The organism is Microvirga sp. Mcv34 (assembly GCF_024519725.1).
In the GTDB taxonomy this organism is placed as follows: Bacteria; Pseudomonadota; Alphaproteobacteria; order Rhizobiales; family Beijerinckiaceae; genus Microvirga.
On record NZ_JALJRK010000024.1, the window covers coordinates 1 to 15782 of the forward strand.

22 protein-coding genes are annotated in these 15782 nt (G+C 58.0%); 16 read left to right on the plus strand and 6 right to left on the minus strand.

Translation table 11 applies throughout. The features are described from left to right. Nucleotides 1-60: 60 nt before the first annotated feature. Nucleotides 61-1197, minus strand: a complete 1137-nt coding sequence (gene dinB, locus OC446_RS14110; protein WP_262029664.1) for a DNA polymerase IV — start codon at nt 1195-1197, stop codon at nt 61-63. A gap of 156 nt (nt 1198-1353) precedes the next feature. On the opposite strand from dinB, the gene OC446_RS14115 reads away from it, so the two are divergent. From OC446_RS14115 to OC446_RS31050, 3 genes are read left to right on the plus strand one after another with little or no spacing between them, the layout of a single operon-like run. Further along, nucleotides 1354-1827: a hypothetical protein gene (locus tag OC446_RS14115; protein ID WP_262029665.1), complete on the plus strand. Its 474-nt coding sequence runs from the start codon at nt 1354-1356 to the stop codon at nt 1825-1827. An 8-nt stretch (nt 1828-1835) separates the two neighbouring features. Continuing rightward, nucleotides 1836-2189, plus strand: a complete 354-nt coding sequence (locus OC446_RS14120) for a thermonuclease family protein (RefSeq protein WP_262029666.1) — start codon at nt 1836-1838, stop codon at nt 2187-2189. After that, the gene (locus OC446_RS31050; protein ID WP_410055075.1) at nt 2165-2233 is read left to right on the plus strand and encodes a hypothetical protein; all 69 of its coding nucleotides are present in this window, start codon (nt 2165-2167) and stop codon (nt 2231-2233) included. The genes OC446_RS14120 and OC446_RS31050 overlap by 25 nt, the downstream gene beginning before the upstream one ends. An 8-nt stretch (nt 2234-2241) precedes the next feature. Here the strand turns inward: OC446_RS31050 and OC446_RS14125 are convergent, their stop codons facing one another. Beyond that, nucleotides 2242-2658, minus strand: coding sequence for a MucR family transcriptional regulator (locus OC446_RS14125; protein ID WP_262029667.1), 417 nt, complete (start codon nt 2656-2658; stop codon nt 2242-2244). Nucleotides 2659-3281: 623 nt separating this feature from the next. Here OC446_RS14125 and OC446_RS14130 point away from each other — a divergent pair. From OC446_RS14130 to OC446_RS14150, 5 genes are all read left to right on the plus strand, one after another. Next, nucleotides 3282-3527, plus strand: coding sequence for a hypothetical protein (locus tag OC446_RS14130; RefSeq protein WP_262029668.1), 246 nt, complete (start codon nt 3282-3284; stop codon nt 3525-3527). A gap of 70 nt (nt 3528-3597) precedes the next feature. Beyond that, complete coding sequence (rnhA, locus tag OC446_RS14135) at nt 3598-4257, plus strand: ribonuclease HI (protein ID WP_315986506.1); 660 nt, start codon at nt 3598-3600, stop codon at nt 4255-4257. Between the two features lie 20 nt (nt 4258-4277). Next, nucleotides 4278-5048, plus strand: coding sequence for a hypothetical protein (locus OC446_RS14140; RefSeq protein ID WP_262029669.1), 771 nt, complete (start codon nt 4278-4280; stop codon nt 5046-5048). A 151-nt stretch (nt 5049-5199) separates the two neighbouring features. After that, entirely contained in the window at nt 5200-5574 is a 375-nt protein-coding gene (locus tag OC446_RS14145) for a hypothetical protein (RefSeq protein ID WP_262029670.1), read from the plus strand. Further along, nucleotides 5567-5887: a hypothetical protein gene (locus OC446_RS14150; RefSeq protein WP_262029671.1), complete on the plus strand. Its 321-nt coding sequence runs from the start codon at nt 5567-5569 to the stop codon at nt 5885-5887. Before OC446_RS14145 ends, OC446_RS14150 begins: the two co-directional genes overlap by 8 nt. A 10-nt stretch (nt 5888-5897) precedes the next feature. On the opposite strand, the gene OC446_RS14155 is transcribed toward OC446_RS14150, so the two are convergent. Then, a complete protein-coding gene (locus OC446_RS14155; protein ID WP_262029672.1) occupies nt 5898-6299 on the minus strand; it encodes a hypothetical protein in 402 nt (133 codons plus the stop codon). A 145-nt stretch (nt 6300-6444) separates the two neighbouring features. Between OC446_RS14155 and OC446_RS14160 the strand changes: the two genes are divergently transcribed. The 8 genes from OC446_RS14160 to OC446_RS14195 all read left to right on the plus strand — a co-directional run bounded on the left by OC446_RS14160 (nt 6445) and on the right by OC446_RS14195 (nt 13029). Further along, nucleotides 6445-6840, plus strand: a complete 396-nt coding sequence (locus OC446_RS14160; protein WP_262029673.1) for a hypothetical protein — start codon at nt 6445-6447, stop codon at nt 6838-6840. Between the two features lie 44 nt (nt 6841-6884). Next, nucleotides 6885-7970: a DNA-methyltransferase gene (locus OC446_RS14165; RefSeq protein WP_262029674.1), complete on the plus strand. Its 1086-nt coding sequence runs from the start codon at nt 6885-6887 to the stop codon at nt 7968-7970. 149 nt (nt 7971-8119) lie between these two features. After that, nucleotides 8120-8770, plus strand: coding sequence for a DUF4755 domain-containing protein (locus tag OC446_RS14170; RefSeq protein WP_262029675.1), 651 nt, complete (start codon nt 8120-8122; stop codon nt 8768-8770). Between the two features lie 111 nt (nt 8771-8881). Next, nucleotides 8882-9169 carry a hypothetical protein gene (locus OC446_RS14175; RefSeq protein WP_262029676.1) on the plus strand — a complete coding sequence of 96 codons (288 nt, stop codon included), beginning with the start codon at nt 8882-8884 and terminating at the stop codon, nt 9167-9169. 223 nt (nt 9170-9392) lie between these two features. After that, on the plus strand, nt 9393-10130 hold the full coding sequence (locus tag OC446_RS14180) for a GIY-YIG nuclease family protein (protein WP_262029677.1): 738 nt from the start codon (nt 9393-9395) through the stop codon (nt 10128-10130). 57 nt (nt 10131-10187) lie between these two features. Beyond that, nucleotides 10188-10739, plus strand: coding sequence for a hypothetical protein (locus OC446_RS14185; RefSeq protein WP_262029678.1), 552 nt, complete (start codon nt 10188-10190; stop codon nt 10737-10739). 431 nt (nt 10740-11170) lie between these two features. Next, on the plus strand, nt 11171-12058 hold the full coding sequence (locus OC446_RS14190; RefSeq protein ID WP_262029773.1) for a 3'-5' exonuclease: 888 nt from the start codon (nt 11171-11173) through the stop codon (nt 12056-12058). A gap of 59 nt (nt 12059-12117) precedes the next feature. After that, on the plus strand, nt 12118-13029 hold the full coding sequence (locus OC446_RS14195) for an ATP-grasp domain-containing protein (protein ID WP_262029679.1): 912 nt from the start codon (nt 12118-12120) through the stop codon (nt 13027-13029). A 113-nt stretch (nt 13030-13142) separates the two neighbouring features. On the opposite strand, the gene OC446_RS14200 is transcribed toward OC446_RS14195, so the two are convergent. From OC446_RS14200 to OC446_RS14210, 3 genes are all read right to left on the minus strand, one after another. Further along, complete coding sequence (locus tag OC446_RS14200) at nt 13143-14291, minus strand: calcium-binding protein (RefSeq protein WP_262029680.1); 1149 nt, start codon at nt 14289-14291, stop codon at nt 13143-13145. A gap of 140 nt (nt 14292-14431) precedes the next feature. Next, on the minus strand, nt 14432-14914 hold the full coding sequence (locus tag OC446_RS14205) for a hypothetical protein (protein ID WP_262029681.1): 483 nt from the start codon (nt 14912-14914) through the stop codon (nt 14432-14434). 62 nt (nt 14915-14976) lie between these two features. Next, nucleotides 14977-15204, minus strand: a complete 228-nt coding sequence (locus tag OC446_RS14210; protein WP_203446990.1) for a hypothetical protein — start codon at nt 15202-15204, stop codon at nt 14977-14979. Nucleotides 15205-15782: the final 578 nt, after the last annotated feature.

Below are 15782 nucleotides of genomic sequence, written 5' to 3' on the forward strand. Positions count from 1 at the left end.
GCTCGTCCAAATCGCAAATCAGGTCACTGCAACAAGCTCAGGTGAATACGATCGGCTAATTCAGAGCGCGAGGGATAGCTGTGGGGTCTCAGATTCCTCATCCGTATTGAGGGCGGACAAGGACACCCCCAAGAGACGAACCGCCTTCGGGAAGGGGATCAACCCGGACAGCAGATCGAATGAGGTGGCCTCAAGCTCCGCCCTGCCCTTCACCATTCCTGGCAGGGTTCGGCTACGGGTTATCTGGTGGAAGTCCGCATACTTAACCTTGAGCGTCACCGAGCGGCCCCTCACCCCAGTCTGATCGCAATGGCGCCAGACCTTGTCGATGATCGGCTGAAGCGCTGTCCTCATAGCTTCCAACTCAGTCAGATCGCTCGAGAATGTGTTCTCGGCTCCAACGGACTTCCGGATCCGGTCCGGGCGCACCGGACGATGGTCGACCCCTCTGGCAAGCCAGTAATAGTAGCTCCCAGCCTTGCCGAACCGCTCCTGCAGAAACTCCAGCGACCGCGCCTTCAGGTCGAGTCCCGTGAAAATGCCGAGCCTGTTGAACTTCGCAGCCGTCGCAGGCCCGATCCCATGAAATTTCTGGATCGGGAGCTGCTCCATAAATGCCGGCCCCATCTCGGGCGTGATGACGAACATACCGTTGGGCTTGCGCTGGTCTGAGGCCATTTTCGCAAGAAATTTCATGTAGCTGACCCCGACAGAGGCGGTCAGGCCCGTCTCTTGGAAGATCTTAGCCCTGATCTCCCTCGCAACTTGGGTCGCATAGGGAATGCCCTTCAGGTTCTCGGTGACATCGAGATATGCCTCATCCAGCGAGAGAGGCTCCACCAGGGGCGTATACTCTTGGAAAATCTCGCGGATCTGCAGCGACACCTGCTTGTAGACGTCAAAGCGTGGCTTCACGAAGATCAGATCGGGGCACTTCCGGCGCGCCGTTACCGACGGCATTGCGGAATGGACACCAAAGCGACGAGCCTCATAGCTAGCAGCCGCCACGACGCCCCGCTCTCTAGATCCGCCTACGGCGACAGGCTTGCCCCGCAGTTCCGGATTGTCTCGCTGCTCTACGCTGGCGAAGAATGCGTCCATGTCACAATGTATCACTTTGCGCTCGTTGAACACCTCGCTGCGTGCAGCTTTCTCCGATCTCCGATCGGCAATCACTGGATCAAGGGTGATGTCCATCGTGGTTCCCACGCCTGGATGCTCTCAGGGTCACCACCGTAATAGCATTTCCTGTTCTTCTTTTGTACTCCCCGCCCCGGATTTCCACCTGTTTCCTGTGGGGCAGCCGTTCTTGAGATCGTTTTCGATCAATCCCCGAAATCTCAGGAGCGTCCGATGTCCGCTGACAAGCATAAGGGCTTGGCCATACGCACCGCTTATCTCCGCCTTGCGGCCTCCCGCGGCGAGGCTGGCTTTGCCGTTCAGATCAAATGGGCCTACGCCGTCACTTCGTATGTCGAGGATCTTCTGAAACTCGGACACCTGCGCCGCACCAGGCAGCCCGCCGGCGGCCGGAAGCGCGTCACCTGTATGGTGATTACGCCGAGCGGCGAGAAATGCCTTCACGACACCCTCGCCCGCCGTGGGCAGGGCTTCGGGCCGGTCTCCCTCATCCGGACCATCGATCCACGAAAGGTCCGCAAGGAGGAGCGGCGCAAGCTCGCAGCCGAGGCTGCCGGATACACGAGCGGCCGCGTCTACACCGGGATCCGCCATTTGGATGCTGCGCTGGCGGTCCGCCACCTCGAGCGGATCAAACGGGCCCTAGCCCGCCCCGCCTCATCCCTCTCCACGCAAGCAATCGCCTGAGGAGTTCCATGAACCTTGCTGGCCCGGCTGCACTCGCTCTTCTGTTCGCCTGCCTGTTCTGGGTCTGGATCCGGTACTCCGCAAAGCAGACCATCAATCCACGAAACCTCTGCGTGATCGACGGCGACACCGTCTGGATTCTCGGGCCGGATCGATCCGTCGCGGAAAAGGTCCGGCTCCAGAACGTGAACGCGCCCGAACTCCGGCGCCCCCGCTCCCGCAGGGAGCTCAACAAGGCTGTTGCCGCGACTGAGTTCCTTCGGGATACAATTGAACGGGCTCGTTCTGCACCATCCGCAGGAGGGGCAAGGATCGATACGGGCGAACCCTCGCCCGTATCGCAATCGACGGCTCTGATTTAGGCCGCCTCCTCGTCCGCGCTGGCCATGCCAAACGCTGGACCTGACCAGGTTCTTATCCCTGCGCAGCAGCGGAGCGACGGCCAGCCTTCTTTGCGGGCTTCTTCCCCTGGGCGCCGAGGCCCATGGTCTTCGCCATCTGAGAGCGTTGCTGAGAATAGTTCGGTGCGACCATCGGATAGTCGTGAGGCAGGCCCCACTTGGCCCGGTATTCCTCCGGTGTCAGGCCCACACCCCTCAGGTGCCGCTTCAGGGTCCGATACTGGCGGCCATCCTCCAGGCTGATCAAATAGTCCGGCGTGATTGTCTTTTTGATCGGCACCCGAGGCTGCAGAGGCTCTGCCGTCTTGATCTCCTCAGGGCCGCTCTGGATCTTGGCGAACGCCTTGTGCACGTTCTCAATCAGGGTCGGAATATCCTGCCGGATCAGGGAATTGTTCGCCACATAGGCAGTCACGACATCTGCCGTCATCTGAAGAAGATCGTTACTCGTCGATGGGGTGGCGACTTCAGGGGTGTTCATAGAGATACTCGCTTCGGGTTCTAAGCAGTCCGGAGGGTATAGGGGCGTGGTTCAGATAGGACCACCTTCAAAAGGATGCTCTGGTTGGAGCAAAAGGCTATTGGGATCTTCCATTAGCGTTTGTGTTCTATCCGGGATCTGCTGTGTTCTTGGACTTGCGGTCAACGGACCAGTTCGGCAGCTAAAATGGCGGGGCAGTTAAACCCCGGGAAGGCGTTTATCTTCCAATTGGCTCTATTCCAAGCCGCATCGTTGATTTTTCAAGCGCGGCTCTGGAAGGATTGGTCGGGTAGAGCAAGGCTATTGGCGTGTTCCAGTGGCGTTCGTGTTCTAGTCGGGATCTGCTGTGCTTTTGGATTGGCGGGCAACGGACCAGTCTCAGGGCGAAAAATGGCGTCTATTCTAAACCCCGTAAGACGTTCAAATCGGTCGGAGAAATCCTCCTAATCTGTTGTTCTCTTTCTTCTTTGATGGCCTCGAAATCGGTTCAAAAGATCAGGAAAAACCCCCGAAGGATGCTCAGGACAAAGCAGCCAAGCGGGAGTAGCTGATCCAACACGAGAGTAGAGTACATGATCGCGATCGACACGAACTCCCGGTATGGCACCGTCGCCCAACTGCGCGACCGTTACCGCCGCATGTATGAGCCGACCCACGGCGCTCTCAAGTCGATGAGCCTCAATCTCATTTCCAGCGAAAACCGGGCGACGCTCGTCCTCGGCTTCGCCTCCGCAGGGAAGGCTCGGAAGATGACCGCTGAAATCGCCTTTGATCCGGGCGAGACGACAGTTGCCAGCCTCGCCTCGCGCTGGCACTAGCCTCGGCACCAGGGGCCGCTCCGGCGGCCCCGGATTGCTTCGCACCCATTTCCAATCCGAGATCTCCCGCATGTTCGATAATCATTTTCTGCGTGATGCTGCCGGCCGCCTGGTCGTTCAGGCCTATATCGATGGTGCCTGCTCTGGAAATCCTGGCCCTGGCGGCTTCGGCGTCGTCATCCTGGATAGGCACGGCAATGCCCATTCCCTCTCCGGTTTTGGCGGCTCGCAGACCACGAACAACAAGATGGAACTTTCGGCCGCCATCGCGCTGCTCGATCATTTCAAGGCGGAGGAGTGCAGCTTCACCATCCATGCCGACAGCCAGTATGTGATCAAGGGCATCACGGAATGGATCGTCAATTGGAAGCGCAACAACTGGCGCAACGCCCAGAAGAAGCCGGTCGAAAACCAGGATCTCTGGCAGGAGCTCGACCGCCTCGCGTCTAAGCAGCAGATCAAATGGCAGTGGGTCCGCGGCCATAATGGCAACCAATACAATGAGATGGCCGATCAACTGGCGGTCAATGCTGGCCGCGGCACCGTCCTGGAGCCGGATTGGAATGGCGCGGACGAACAAAAGCGACCCTCGCCGCCGAAGATCCAGTTTCCGGTGAAGTCGCCCGAGGAACAGATCATCGCGCAGCTCGAACGGGCACTGGCGACAGGCTCACCCGCTGATCTCAGAGACGCCGCCCAGGCTGCCCTCGACCACCTGAAATCCCGCTAACCTCACGCCCAAGGACAGTCATGACGACGTATGCATCCCAGGCTCTGGTCTGGGCACGATCCCGCTCGCTTCAATCTCTGAAGGCTAAACTCGATGCCGCGCCCGTGCTGGCCGCCGTTGTGGCATTTCTCGTGTTCGCCTTTGTCGACCTGATCTTCGACACCTCGCTTGCTTTCGTCTTCATGCTCCTGACAGCCCTGCCGGCAGCGTACTACTTCGTAGCGGACCGGCTGCGGCCGAGCCCTGTTCAGAAGCGCCTGGGGACTCTTGCGAGTTCCTCCTTCCAGAGGTTTGTGTCACTCGCCGAGATCACGGTCGAGCCGCCCCTCGTTGAGAAGAGAGCGGGTCTGCTCCTCATGATCGACCGGCGATCCCGCCAGATCTCGGATCGGATGGAGATTTACCGCCTCGTCCAGGAAGGATCACTCAAGAACAAGTTCTTGGTGCCCTCGACCATCCGGTTTCATCGCGACGGCGTTGCTGAGATCGAGATCAGCCGCAATGATCTGATCCCAGTAAGGATCAGAATTGACCTTCGGCGGGGCTTCAATCGGGTCACCCTCCGGGAGACGGTACCCGACGAAACGAATCCGTACGTGAACCAGGTTCGCCGATACCTCTCGGACACCCCGCTCGACAGCATCGCCGATCTCCGGAAGGCCAGGATAAAGATCGCCCAGTTCCTCAAGGTCGACACCTGTCCTGCAGAAGAGCGTCCCAACAGGACTGCAGCGATGGCTTTCGCCAACGACCGGCTCGATACCCGCAAGAAGGAGCTTTTCGGCCAATGACCGAAGGGAAAGTGATAACGCGTGAGGAAACCAAGTTCCTCCTCGCGCTCCTAATGTTCATCCCAGCCTGCGCTGCCGGGTCTGTGGCGCTAGTTGCGCTTATCGGCCTCCTTGCTGACTGACCAACTCATCCGTCGAAAGGGACCCTCCCATGATCAGTCCGCAGTCGATCCATTCAGCCGAAGCTGTTCTTGAGGCACTCGCCGGAACAACACGCGCTGAACTTGCCATCGATACCTACGAACGAACGGCCGGAATGGTCGGCGACATGGGTATCCAGACCTGGCACCTGGTCCTGTCCCTCATGGACCTGTGTGAAGCCCAGGGATCACATTTCGATGTGTTACTGCAGCAGGCCCAAATTGCCTTTGCCAAGGACGTGGCAGGCAAGCCTGACGCCCAGGTTCAGTTTCTGCTCTTCGACCTGATGGCCCTTTGCAAATCAAAGGACATCGACTTCGCCGAAATTATTGCAAATCTCCGGGCCGAGCGCCCGATCATCAACGGAGATGCTACCGATGCTTGATCGACAGAAAGCGCGTTCTGAGATCCTGGACGCTGTTCGGCAGATGGCCAGGCAGTACCCGGAGGCGGAATATGGCTTCGCCCGTGAGCAATCCGGCCTCCTCGGTCAGATCAAGCGGATTTGCGGCAACATCATGCCCACTGCGCGCCAGTGCTGGGAGTTCGTTGGCCTAGACCGTTCGAAGCTGGTCGACGAGTTCGCCTTTGCACAGGAGGACCTGAGAAAGGCCGAAGCTTCGAAGCTATTTCCTCACCAAGAGATGGCCTTAGAGGCGCTTCGCAAGACCAACCACGCGATCCTTCAGGTTCGGTAAGTCGCTAAGCTCAGGCCTGGCAGAACCATTGCATCATAGTGACTTTGTCCTTCCAGATGTAGGTCCAGGTAAGATTCTTTGTATCCGTGTTGTAGTAGAAGGCGTGCGGAAATCCCGCTCTCACTCCTGCTCCGAATACACCAGTGGCGTCCGTTCTCACCAAGAAGCTATCGCCCTTTGGATCGAAGACATCGCCTTTTTTGGTCCGGAAGCTCCATTCAGGCTCACTCGGCATGAACCGCGAGTACATATGAACCTCGTGGGCAGCCTCATCGATCACGAACCGGGTGACCGAGCCCATGCGTTCAGCCTCTATGGGATTGCTGATCAATTCGCAGCGTAATGTCAGCGCAGAAGCCGGTGTAACGGCCAGGCCGAGGAGCGAAGCCAGGAATAGGCGCTTAGAATTCATCGTTTCGTCTCGTTGTATTTCAGGCCGCCGCCATCGCGGAGGCCCTTTCTCCACTAAACGGCCCCCATCTACAATCCGGTTCCATTATTTCGGGCTAAAAGTCCGGATTGTTCAGCCGTCGGCCGCCATCCCTAGCGAGAGCCCCATGGATGCCTCAACCGACCTCCCCACTGGTGAAGTCCGCGCCTATTGCGATCTTCATCGACGCTGCAGCTCCCTTAAGGCCATGACCGGCGAGAACAAAGGAAAGGTGGTCGCCAAGCCAAAGCAGGTCGTACTCCGGGACGTTCGCTTCGAAGTGAGCCAAGCCGGTCTGCGACGCACCCGCGAGGAGACCGTTCGAAACGTCCATGCGTACGCCCGCGGGCATGTGCGCGATCAGGACGTCGAAGCCGTGCGCAATCATCCTGATGCAGTGCAGATCCGGTACAACCCACACAAGTTCGACACGTTCGTCAGAGCCGACACCTTGGAGCCTGTTGCAACCGCTCAAGTGTTCGCAATCGACGGCAAGGTCTCCTTTGCGATCGGCGTCGCCTGACTCGCCCTGCAGCTTGTAAATTCAATCCATCGCTGGAGAACCCTGTGAACGCTCATTCGCCCGTTCTGGTGACCGAGGCCGACATCCTCCAAGCCCTGCCGGTCATGACCTATGACGAGATACGAGCGGCATCAGGGTGGAGCCGTGGCAGGATTTATGGCCTGGCACTCAAGCACGGCGCTCGCAAAACGGAGGCCCGCATCCGGGAGCGGGCTGCGGAACGCAAAGCCCGCCAGCTCGAGAGCCTTGCTGCTCTAATAGAAACGACCGCGAAGGCCGACGTTCTGGATTATCTAGACTCCCTGCCAGATGGGTGCGCCCAGCTAGTCGTGACTAGCATTCCTTATAATATCGGGCGCCGATACGGTGATGGCACCTCAGCGGATCAGATGGCCTTCGTCTATTTCATGGGCTGGACGATGCAGGTCATCTCGGAATGCGCCCGCATCCTGAGGAACGGCGGCACTCTCTTCCTTCAGGTCGGATCGACCCGCGATGAGACGGGAGGTCTTGCCCCGCTCGATGCCCTCCTGTTCGAACCGCTTAAGAAGACCGGTCTTACGTTTCAGTCGCGAGTCATTTGGACTCAGCCACATGGGCTGACGCCGAGGGGCAGACTCGCAGAGCGTCATGAAACCGCTCTCGTCTTCTCGAAGGGTCCGAACCCTGTGTTTAACCCGACCCCGGCCCGAAAGCCTCAAAAGGGACCAGGCAAGCGAGCATTTAAAGGGGCCCGCAAAGGCAAACTTTCGAGCCACCCTTTAGGTGCTTGGCCGTCGAACGTTTGGGACGATATCGGTAATGTCGGTCACAATCATCCTGAACGGACCGGCCATCCCGCTCAGTTCCCCCTGGAACTCGCCCGTCGGGCGGTCCTCGTCTATTCCATGCCAGGGGATCTGGTAATCGATCCGTTCTCAGGGTCCGGCACAACGCATGTTGCCTCCCGCGAGACCGGACGGAGCTTCTCCGGGTGCGATCTGTTCTACGAGGACATTCGAGCCAAGCGCCTCGCTTCCGTGGAGCCAGATCTAGTCTCCCACCTTCCAGGCATTTCAGATGAGATGCTCGCGGTCTGGCAGGCCGAAGCCCGCCGCGTCGACGCGCCGGCTCAAGGCAACCTTTTCTGAACTTCCTGCGCACTTCTCCGGGAAAAATTATCGCCCAATACGGATGCTCAATTAACCTCTGGAAAAGTGCGATAGATCCTTAACCCGGCTTGGTTAGTTCTGCGATAGCTGTTTCTCCCATTATATTCCGCACGTCATCGAGAATTAGAATGTCGGCAATCAAGATTCACTCGCTCCCTCATCCGCAGGTCAAGAAAAAGATCAATGTCACTCGTATTCTCGCTGGCATATGCGCGGTAGTTGCGGTCGCCGCAATAATGATTGGTGGTATGGTAGGCGCTGGATCGGGCAACGACTTGGTCATGGGCACAGCATTCTTTGGCGCTGTACTTTGTGTGCTCTTTGCGATTCTTGGGCAGAAGCAGGCAAAATATATCGCAGAAGACTCAGTTCTGGAATCCGTTGAGCGCTACTCCGATGCTCCGATTAGTTTTTATGTCCGTGGCGACGACGGGAAGCTGCTAGCGGCCTCGCAGAACGCGATCTTCTTACAGAGGCCTCATAACCGTATCCAGGAGGTCCCTTACGCAAAGATCCGCAATGTCTGGTGGGAGATTCCTGGATATTCCCAGATTCTCTTCGGCGGGATCGTGGACGGGATGGCCAATAACGCTCGAAAATATGAGGCCTACAAGAACAGTGGCCTGTTCATTGATGTCGCCGACATTCGCGAGCCTCATTGGCATCTCCTGACCAATGACAAGCAATTGCTCATGCAGTGGCAGGAGATTTTCAATCAAGCATTCGAACGGCAAAAGCTTCAACAACAGTCGTCTCCGGTCGCTCGGACTGGCACATAGGATTGGCAGCACCCGGATTCTACAGAAACCCGCCCTCTCGGCGGGTTTTCTTTTGTCTGCAGGGGATCCTCAGCCATGCCAATACGCAATCAGCATACAGGACAGACCGTCATGAGACGCCACATCAAGCTCAGCGAGCTTTCACATATTCCGACTCCGGAATCGGATACGTACAGCCCAGACCTGATGGAGCAGGCCCGGAATGCACAAGTAAAAAAGAACCTTCGCTGGGACAATGCCCTAGGCATCCTCAGGGATGACGACATCGGCATGAGAGCGCGGTTCGTAAACCAGTCCGATCACGAACCGCATGACAATGAGGAAGACGTCATGCAATGGGTCTTTGCCTCATCGATCAAGAACTCGGCGAGCCGGATCAGCCGCGGCTATGAACCCTAGCGGATAACCGCCGCTTAAGGCATGTGCGCTACAAAGTTCATAGAACGCCTGGTCTCCGATTAGGCAAACAGCCCAGCGATCGATGCCGCTTTACCTAAATACACTCTTCGCCCAAGCCGGTATCCCGCCCTCAGATGTTCGTCTTCTGAGGCATAAAGACCCTCGCTCGGCCAGAGGCCGGACGCCGTACGAGCTATGGAGGGACGATAGGCCTGCCTTCGAGTTGTACCAGGGCACGCAGAGCTTCGGGAACAAACCGAAGCTGCAGGCACGCTATTGGGCATCCTTCGTGGTCACTCCGGCCGGGGAAACGCTCCTCGCCGGTTTTTACCGATGCCGCTATCTAGGACCATCCACGGAGGACCGAGTTTGGCCCCATGCTGACGGGATCGATCTTGCCGGCACCTGCGACATCTACGATCTCGCTCTGGAGGAGCAACTCAACGACCTCGCCGGCCGCCTCGTGATTGATTGGGGCGCCTCAGAACGCGCCTGGATCCAGCGGGCCGACAATCAGAATAAAACCGTTCTTGAAATCCGGGCGGCATTCCAAGAGCCTGAGTTTCCCGGGTTCGGCCGCTTCCTCTCACCCCTATCGACGCTCGAAGGACTCCCGCTCTCCTGGCGGACTACCCTTTCGAACTCACGCGGGGTTTATCTCCTGACTTGTCCCAAGACCAAGGAGCAATATGTCGGCGCGGCCTATGGCGAGGGTGGGTTCTACGGCCGCTGGCTTGCCTACGTCCACGGCGGCCACGGCGGCAACGTCGCCCTCCGGAGCCGAGACCCCAGCGACTACCAGGTTTCCATTCTAGAAGTCGCAGGCTCTGCCAGCACGGTCGAGAACATCATCGGCATGGAAGACCTCTGGAAACGCAAGCTCCAAAGCCGAGAAATGGGCCTGAACCGGAATTTGGGCATTCATTATTCCGAATTAAATTGCTTGCAGACGAGTTGCTAAATCGGGGATCAGGGCAAGGGATCGAATTCGATCTTTTGGAAAACCCCAGGAACTTCGATGATTCGAGAAATTCGCGGCAACGCCCTTCAGACGGAAGCCATGGTCATCGGTCACGGCACCAACTGCATCGGTGCAATGGGTAAGGGCTTTGCCGAGGCCATCGCCAACACTTGGCCGCACGTCAAACGTGAGTTCAAGCAGCTCCATAGCTCGGTGCCGACCATTCGTGGCGCGCGCCCGAACACATCTGTTGCTCCTTCTCTGCTCGGGACCGTTCAGTTCGTCGGTGTGACCGACGTGGGGCTCCGCCGACGGCTTCGCCCGAATTTGGCGGCGATCGCCAACCTGTTCATCCAGTTAGAAGTCGGCACCGACCGCCGCCGCGTCGAGTATGACGCCGTGCGATCCTCATTGACATTGGCCCGCAACCAGATGCTGGCAGGCATCGCCCTCGACCCTCGGCAGCCGGACGAACTCACTCGCCCCACTTCCTTGGCCCTCCCCCGTATTGGAGCCGGACTTTCCGGCGGCGACTGGCCGACGATCAGGGCCATCATCGATGAGGTCTTTGGCCAGTCCCCAATCGACGTCACCATCTACGTCCAATAGCAGGAGGGGCCGCATGCCCGTCTCAGCCTCTGTCGCTCAAGCGCGGCAATCTCGATATGACCGTCGCCTCAATCGCGCCGCAGCGATGATTCCGCAGGGGCCGTACTGCTATCGGATCGCTGGCGTTACCCACCCCTCGGACGGGTCAGCCCGGGTTCAAACTGTACGCTGCCCTTATTGGAAAACCCGTCTCGACTGGCCGGATCAAGCGGACGGGTACTGCCGCCTCCTCAAGAAGGGCGACACCTCCCAAGGGCGAAACACCGACGGGAGACCTCGCGCCACCATGCTCCTTTGGGACCAGGTGAAGGAATGCGGGATCAATGAGGACAGCGATGAGGATGAGCCTGACCAAGGCTGCGCTTCTGGCCTCTGACATTCGCCGATCCGACCATTTGCAACATGAAAGCTCGATAATGCATCTCGATGAAATGGCTGACGCGCTGGAAGCTACCGGCCGTTACCGCGTTCTCCGCCAACTGCCCACAGATCCTCAGGCGTTCCGCCCGATGCCGGATCCTCAGTCCCTGCCGGCCGGACACCGCATCGGCCTTTACGTCGACGTTGAGACCACCTCCCTCGATCCAAGGACTGGCGACATCATCGAGCTCGCCATGGTTCCATTCACGTTCACTGATGACGGGCAGATCATTGAGATCTTCCAGCCTTTTCAACAGCTCCAACAGCCGTCGCAGCCGATCCCGCCTGCTATCACCGCCCTAACAGGGATCGATGACGCGATGGTCGAAGGAAAGGCCATCGATATTGACGCCGTGGTCGGCTTCGTCGCCGCGGCCGAGATCTGCGCCGCCCACAAGGCAGCGTTCGATCGCCGGTGGCTTGAAAAGCTCACCCCTGTCTTCGCAACGAAACCGTGGGTTTGCTCGCTTCATGAGATTCCCTGGAAGGAAGAGGGCTTCGAGAGCCTCACACTCAGCTACATCGGCATGAAGAGTGGCTTCTTTTTCGACGCGCACCGGGCTGCAGAGGATTGCTTGGCCGCTCTTCAAATCCTCAAGCTGCCGCTGCCGAAGTCCGGCCGGTCGCCGATTTCGTATCTTCTGGAGGCCTCCAGGGCCATCACTTGCCGGATCAAGGCCCCCAACACTCCCTATGAGCGGAAGGAGCTTCTGAAGGCCCGCTCCTACCGGTGGTCAGATGGATCCGACGGGTCACCCAAGGCGTGGTGGATCGACGTCCCGCAGGAGAAGCTCAATGACGAGATCACTTTCCTGCAGTCGCACATCTACATGCGCCCGATCGATCTTCCCATTCGGCGCATCACCGCCTTGGAGCGGTTCTCCGCGAGAGCCGATTAAGTCCAAGGTCATAGGACCGGCGGAAACTCTATCGCTGAAATCCCCTGTAGGAGTTGGGAATGGACAATCTGCCTGAAATCCTGGTCACGCCCCGGCTCGCCTCGATCGGCATGGCGGTTCTTGCCGCCAGCCTCGAGCCTGTCCCTCCCTACGCCTTCGTCCTGGATCGCGGCATGGACCCTGAGGAGCGGCTTGAAAACGCGATCCTCTGGAAGGCTCTCAAGGATCGTGCCGGATCGCAGATCAAGGCCTATGACGATGTGGGGAAGGTCCCGGAGGGCGTCACCCATATCTTCGGGCGGGCCGGTCATCGCAGTGATCTTTTCCAGGACGGCCTGAAGTACCCAGGCCCGAACGAAAAGTCCCTGCCGTACTGGTCGATGCCGGGCTTCCTCGAACTCGCGGGCCGGTCCATCAAGCTCTGCGACCTCGATCAAGCCGACGCCGAGGTCCAGCGGCTCCACCTGGAGGGCAAGGATGCCTTCGTGAAGGCTACCCGGGACAAGTATTTCACCAAGCAGGTTCCCGTCGGCACCTCGCTCTGGCAAGCCTTGGATGCCCTGGTCTACTCCTTCATTGACGAGGAAGCCTGCCTGTTGGTGCAGGAACTCGTCGAGATGACGTATGAATACCGCCTCTTCGTGGTCGACGGACAGGTAGTGACGGGAGCCGGATGCATCCCGTGGAAGACGCCGTTAGACAACACCGCCCTCTATGACCCTGCGATGATCGAGCATCGCGGAGATACCAAGGTAGGCGGACCGGCTATGTCCAACCTCCGGCTCGACCAATATCTCGCCTTCGCGTCAGAGGCGGTCGACCAGCTCGGAGGCAGCTTCGTTCTGGATGTCGCCATGATCAACGGAGAAGTCGGGATCGTCGAGCTCAACCCGATGCGGCTGGGCCAGGTCGGGCTCTATGCCGCCAACGCCCCTGCACTCGTCAATGCAACTCTGGGGCATTTCGGGTAGTGATCCTGATCAGGAAAACCTTCGGAGGATCTGGGTCAGCAGTTCCTCCGATACAAGGCTAGCGTCGCTAGCCGCCACAATGATCACGCGGGACCACCTCGATAACCGATGTGTCAAAGAATGAACCAAGCCTTTTGGAGATCGATCACTCCCTTGAGGCGTATAACGCCCTCGGCAGACTTATCTGCGTCGGTATTGAAGAACACGTATGTGTCCTTTGACGTTTTCTCGTAACGAACCTGACCTGCTTTGGTGAAGGCCTTCGTCCCGACAAACGCAAATCCCTGGTTCCCGGCCTTTTGAAGGTTCGCGTCGATAAATTTTAGGTCAATCCGATCTCCGCTCTTACCTTTGAAATCAGAAATGTAGTCGGCATTCCTTTTGGACGAGCTAGTATCTTTTTGCTCGAAAACAAATGTATCGCGACCTGATCCGCCTTGTAAGGTGTCGATACCTAACCCGCCAGAAATTGTATCGGACTTTGAGGATCCGGTAAGCCGGTCCGCTCCTTGGTGCCCATAGAGTCTGACGGCCGAATTGTACCCAACAAAGGCATCGTTGAAGTCCGTGAGATCGAATGCCTCAACGGCATAGATCACATCCCCTGTGGCCGATCCGCCATTCCGGGTTTGATCGCTGAGATTAAGACTGAGGCGCACCGCGGCGCTACGCCAAGAGGCCGTGTCAATGCCGGTGCCGCCATCGATAAAATCGGCGCCTTCGCCCCCGATCAGGGTGTCGTTTCCGGTACCACCCTCCAAACTGTCGGTCCCGCTCTGACCGGATAATAGATCGTCGCCGCTGTATCCTTTCAAGAAATCATTAAATCCAGTTGCAATGATTTGATCGGATCCTAGCGTCGGACTGGCAACGTTTATCCCGCCATCATGAAGCACAATTTGTACTGGGACTCCCATAGCCAAGGCTTCCTCAGCAAGGATCGATCTCGTATTCCCGACCTGGTCGGTAAGGGATATTGCAGCGAGCGCGTAGACACCGCGCGGGGAATACTGGTTTACCGTTCCGGTATCGCTGCCCTCAACAGTGCCATTGGCCCCCCACATATTGTAGATGGCAAAGGCCTCATAGCCCTTCGTAAAGATGTCTTTGACATTAAAGAAGCCGAAGCCGACGTTCCGCAGCCCAGACAGGTCCTCAGTTATCGATACGGAAAGGTTGATCGAACCATTTCCACTCGACAAGTCAAAGTTCGTATTGAAGTTCGCCCAGTTCAAAACAGGCGCAGTAACATCTGCTGGCATCTTGCCCCCCAAAGCCTTCTAAAAATTCGTTTATTGTGTGGTCGAGGAGTCTCTATATCGCGGGCACCCCTGGAACAAGGCTCGCAGCGAGTATGGGGCCGGTCTTCCCAGTATGTCCCGTCACGCCAGATCCGAGGTCGTTAGAGGAGCCCGTTCATTCTAGTGCATGTCGACCCGACACAATTTTCACCGAGGGCGAAGACGTACCAAAGAACGGTCATGGGTAATGACAGCAGCGAAATGAATTGCGACCACGACCGGAAAATCATCGAAAGGATAAAGGCGCCAATAAAGCTTAGTGGGATCACAACGACGAGACCCAAGATGCCCATCAGCGACCACGCAATGAACACGAGGCCCAGGCTCGCAAGGCCATGATACCCATACCAGCCACTGGTCCCTGTCCAGCGACCTTTAGGCCATGCCTGTGCCTCAGCGAAACCAGGATAGGCTGTCCCCAATTGTGCGAGGACTCCGATAGCAGCGGTGATGATGATTGATGCCCACATGACCTTGCTTTTCCCCTGTTCTGAGCAACAAGTCTCCAAAGACGCCACAACTTCATTAACATCACGATAGCAAGGCACGCGACCAAGCCGCAGTTTTACTTTCGTCTTATGCATTAGAAAGGGCCGGCGATCCTGGTTCACGCCGACCCCTTGGCCCCGAGATTATGGTAACTCGGTTAGTGCCGCTTGCCAGCCTCGCCGATTAGTCGACCGATGCGCTTGTTGTCCACGAATCCCGCCTCGACCTCGCGCAGTTCCAGGAGGAGCCGGACTTCCAGGGGCAGGCTTTCGTCCGCCAACAGGGCCGCCGTCAGCTGCTCCCGTGCCTCGGCGACATCCGTCCGAGAGACAAAGCCAGCCTTCACATCGGCCAGGACGTTCATTGCTCCAGAAACTACGCTCATTTTGAATTCCTCTTCTTCAGTGGGGGGCAGGTTGCAGGCCCTTCCTGCAACCCTGCCTCTCCGGCGAGGAGCGGAGGGTGGGTGCAAGGATCCGCGCAGAGCCCGAGACGAAGTCCGAGGCGTGCCGATGGGTGCGCAACGCGGTTGCTCCGGAGCCGTAGGCGATGGTGCGATCCGACTTGCTGCACCCGGAGGACAAGGGGACGCCTTGCAGGGAGGTGAGGCAGCGCCTCCCTTCCTGGAACGGGGTGACGACTCCAGGTCTATCGCTGCGGTTCGTCCGAGATGAAATTCGGGCTTTTGGACCAGACTAAATGCCCCGCTCATGGGTGTATGTTCCTTATTTGTTCTAGCTCTGGATCACACCCGATTTGCCTCCGGTCAATTCTGGTTAACGAATTATCCCCGCTATCCCATGCAGTGATGTTCGGCCTTCGGCCGCCAAATTCTGGCCTGAGGGCGTCCCGCCCTCACCCACCAATTGTGGGGAGATAATCTGACCCGAAACGGGTCAGCCATTCTGGAAGCAGAAAGCCTTATTCCTCCTCCTGAAAGGACACTTCGATGGCTAATCTTTC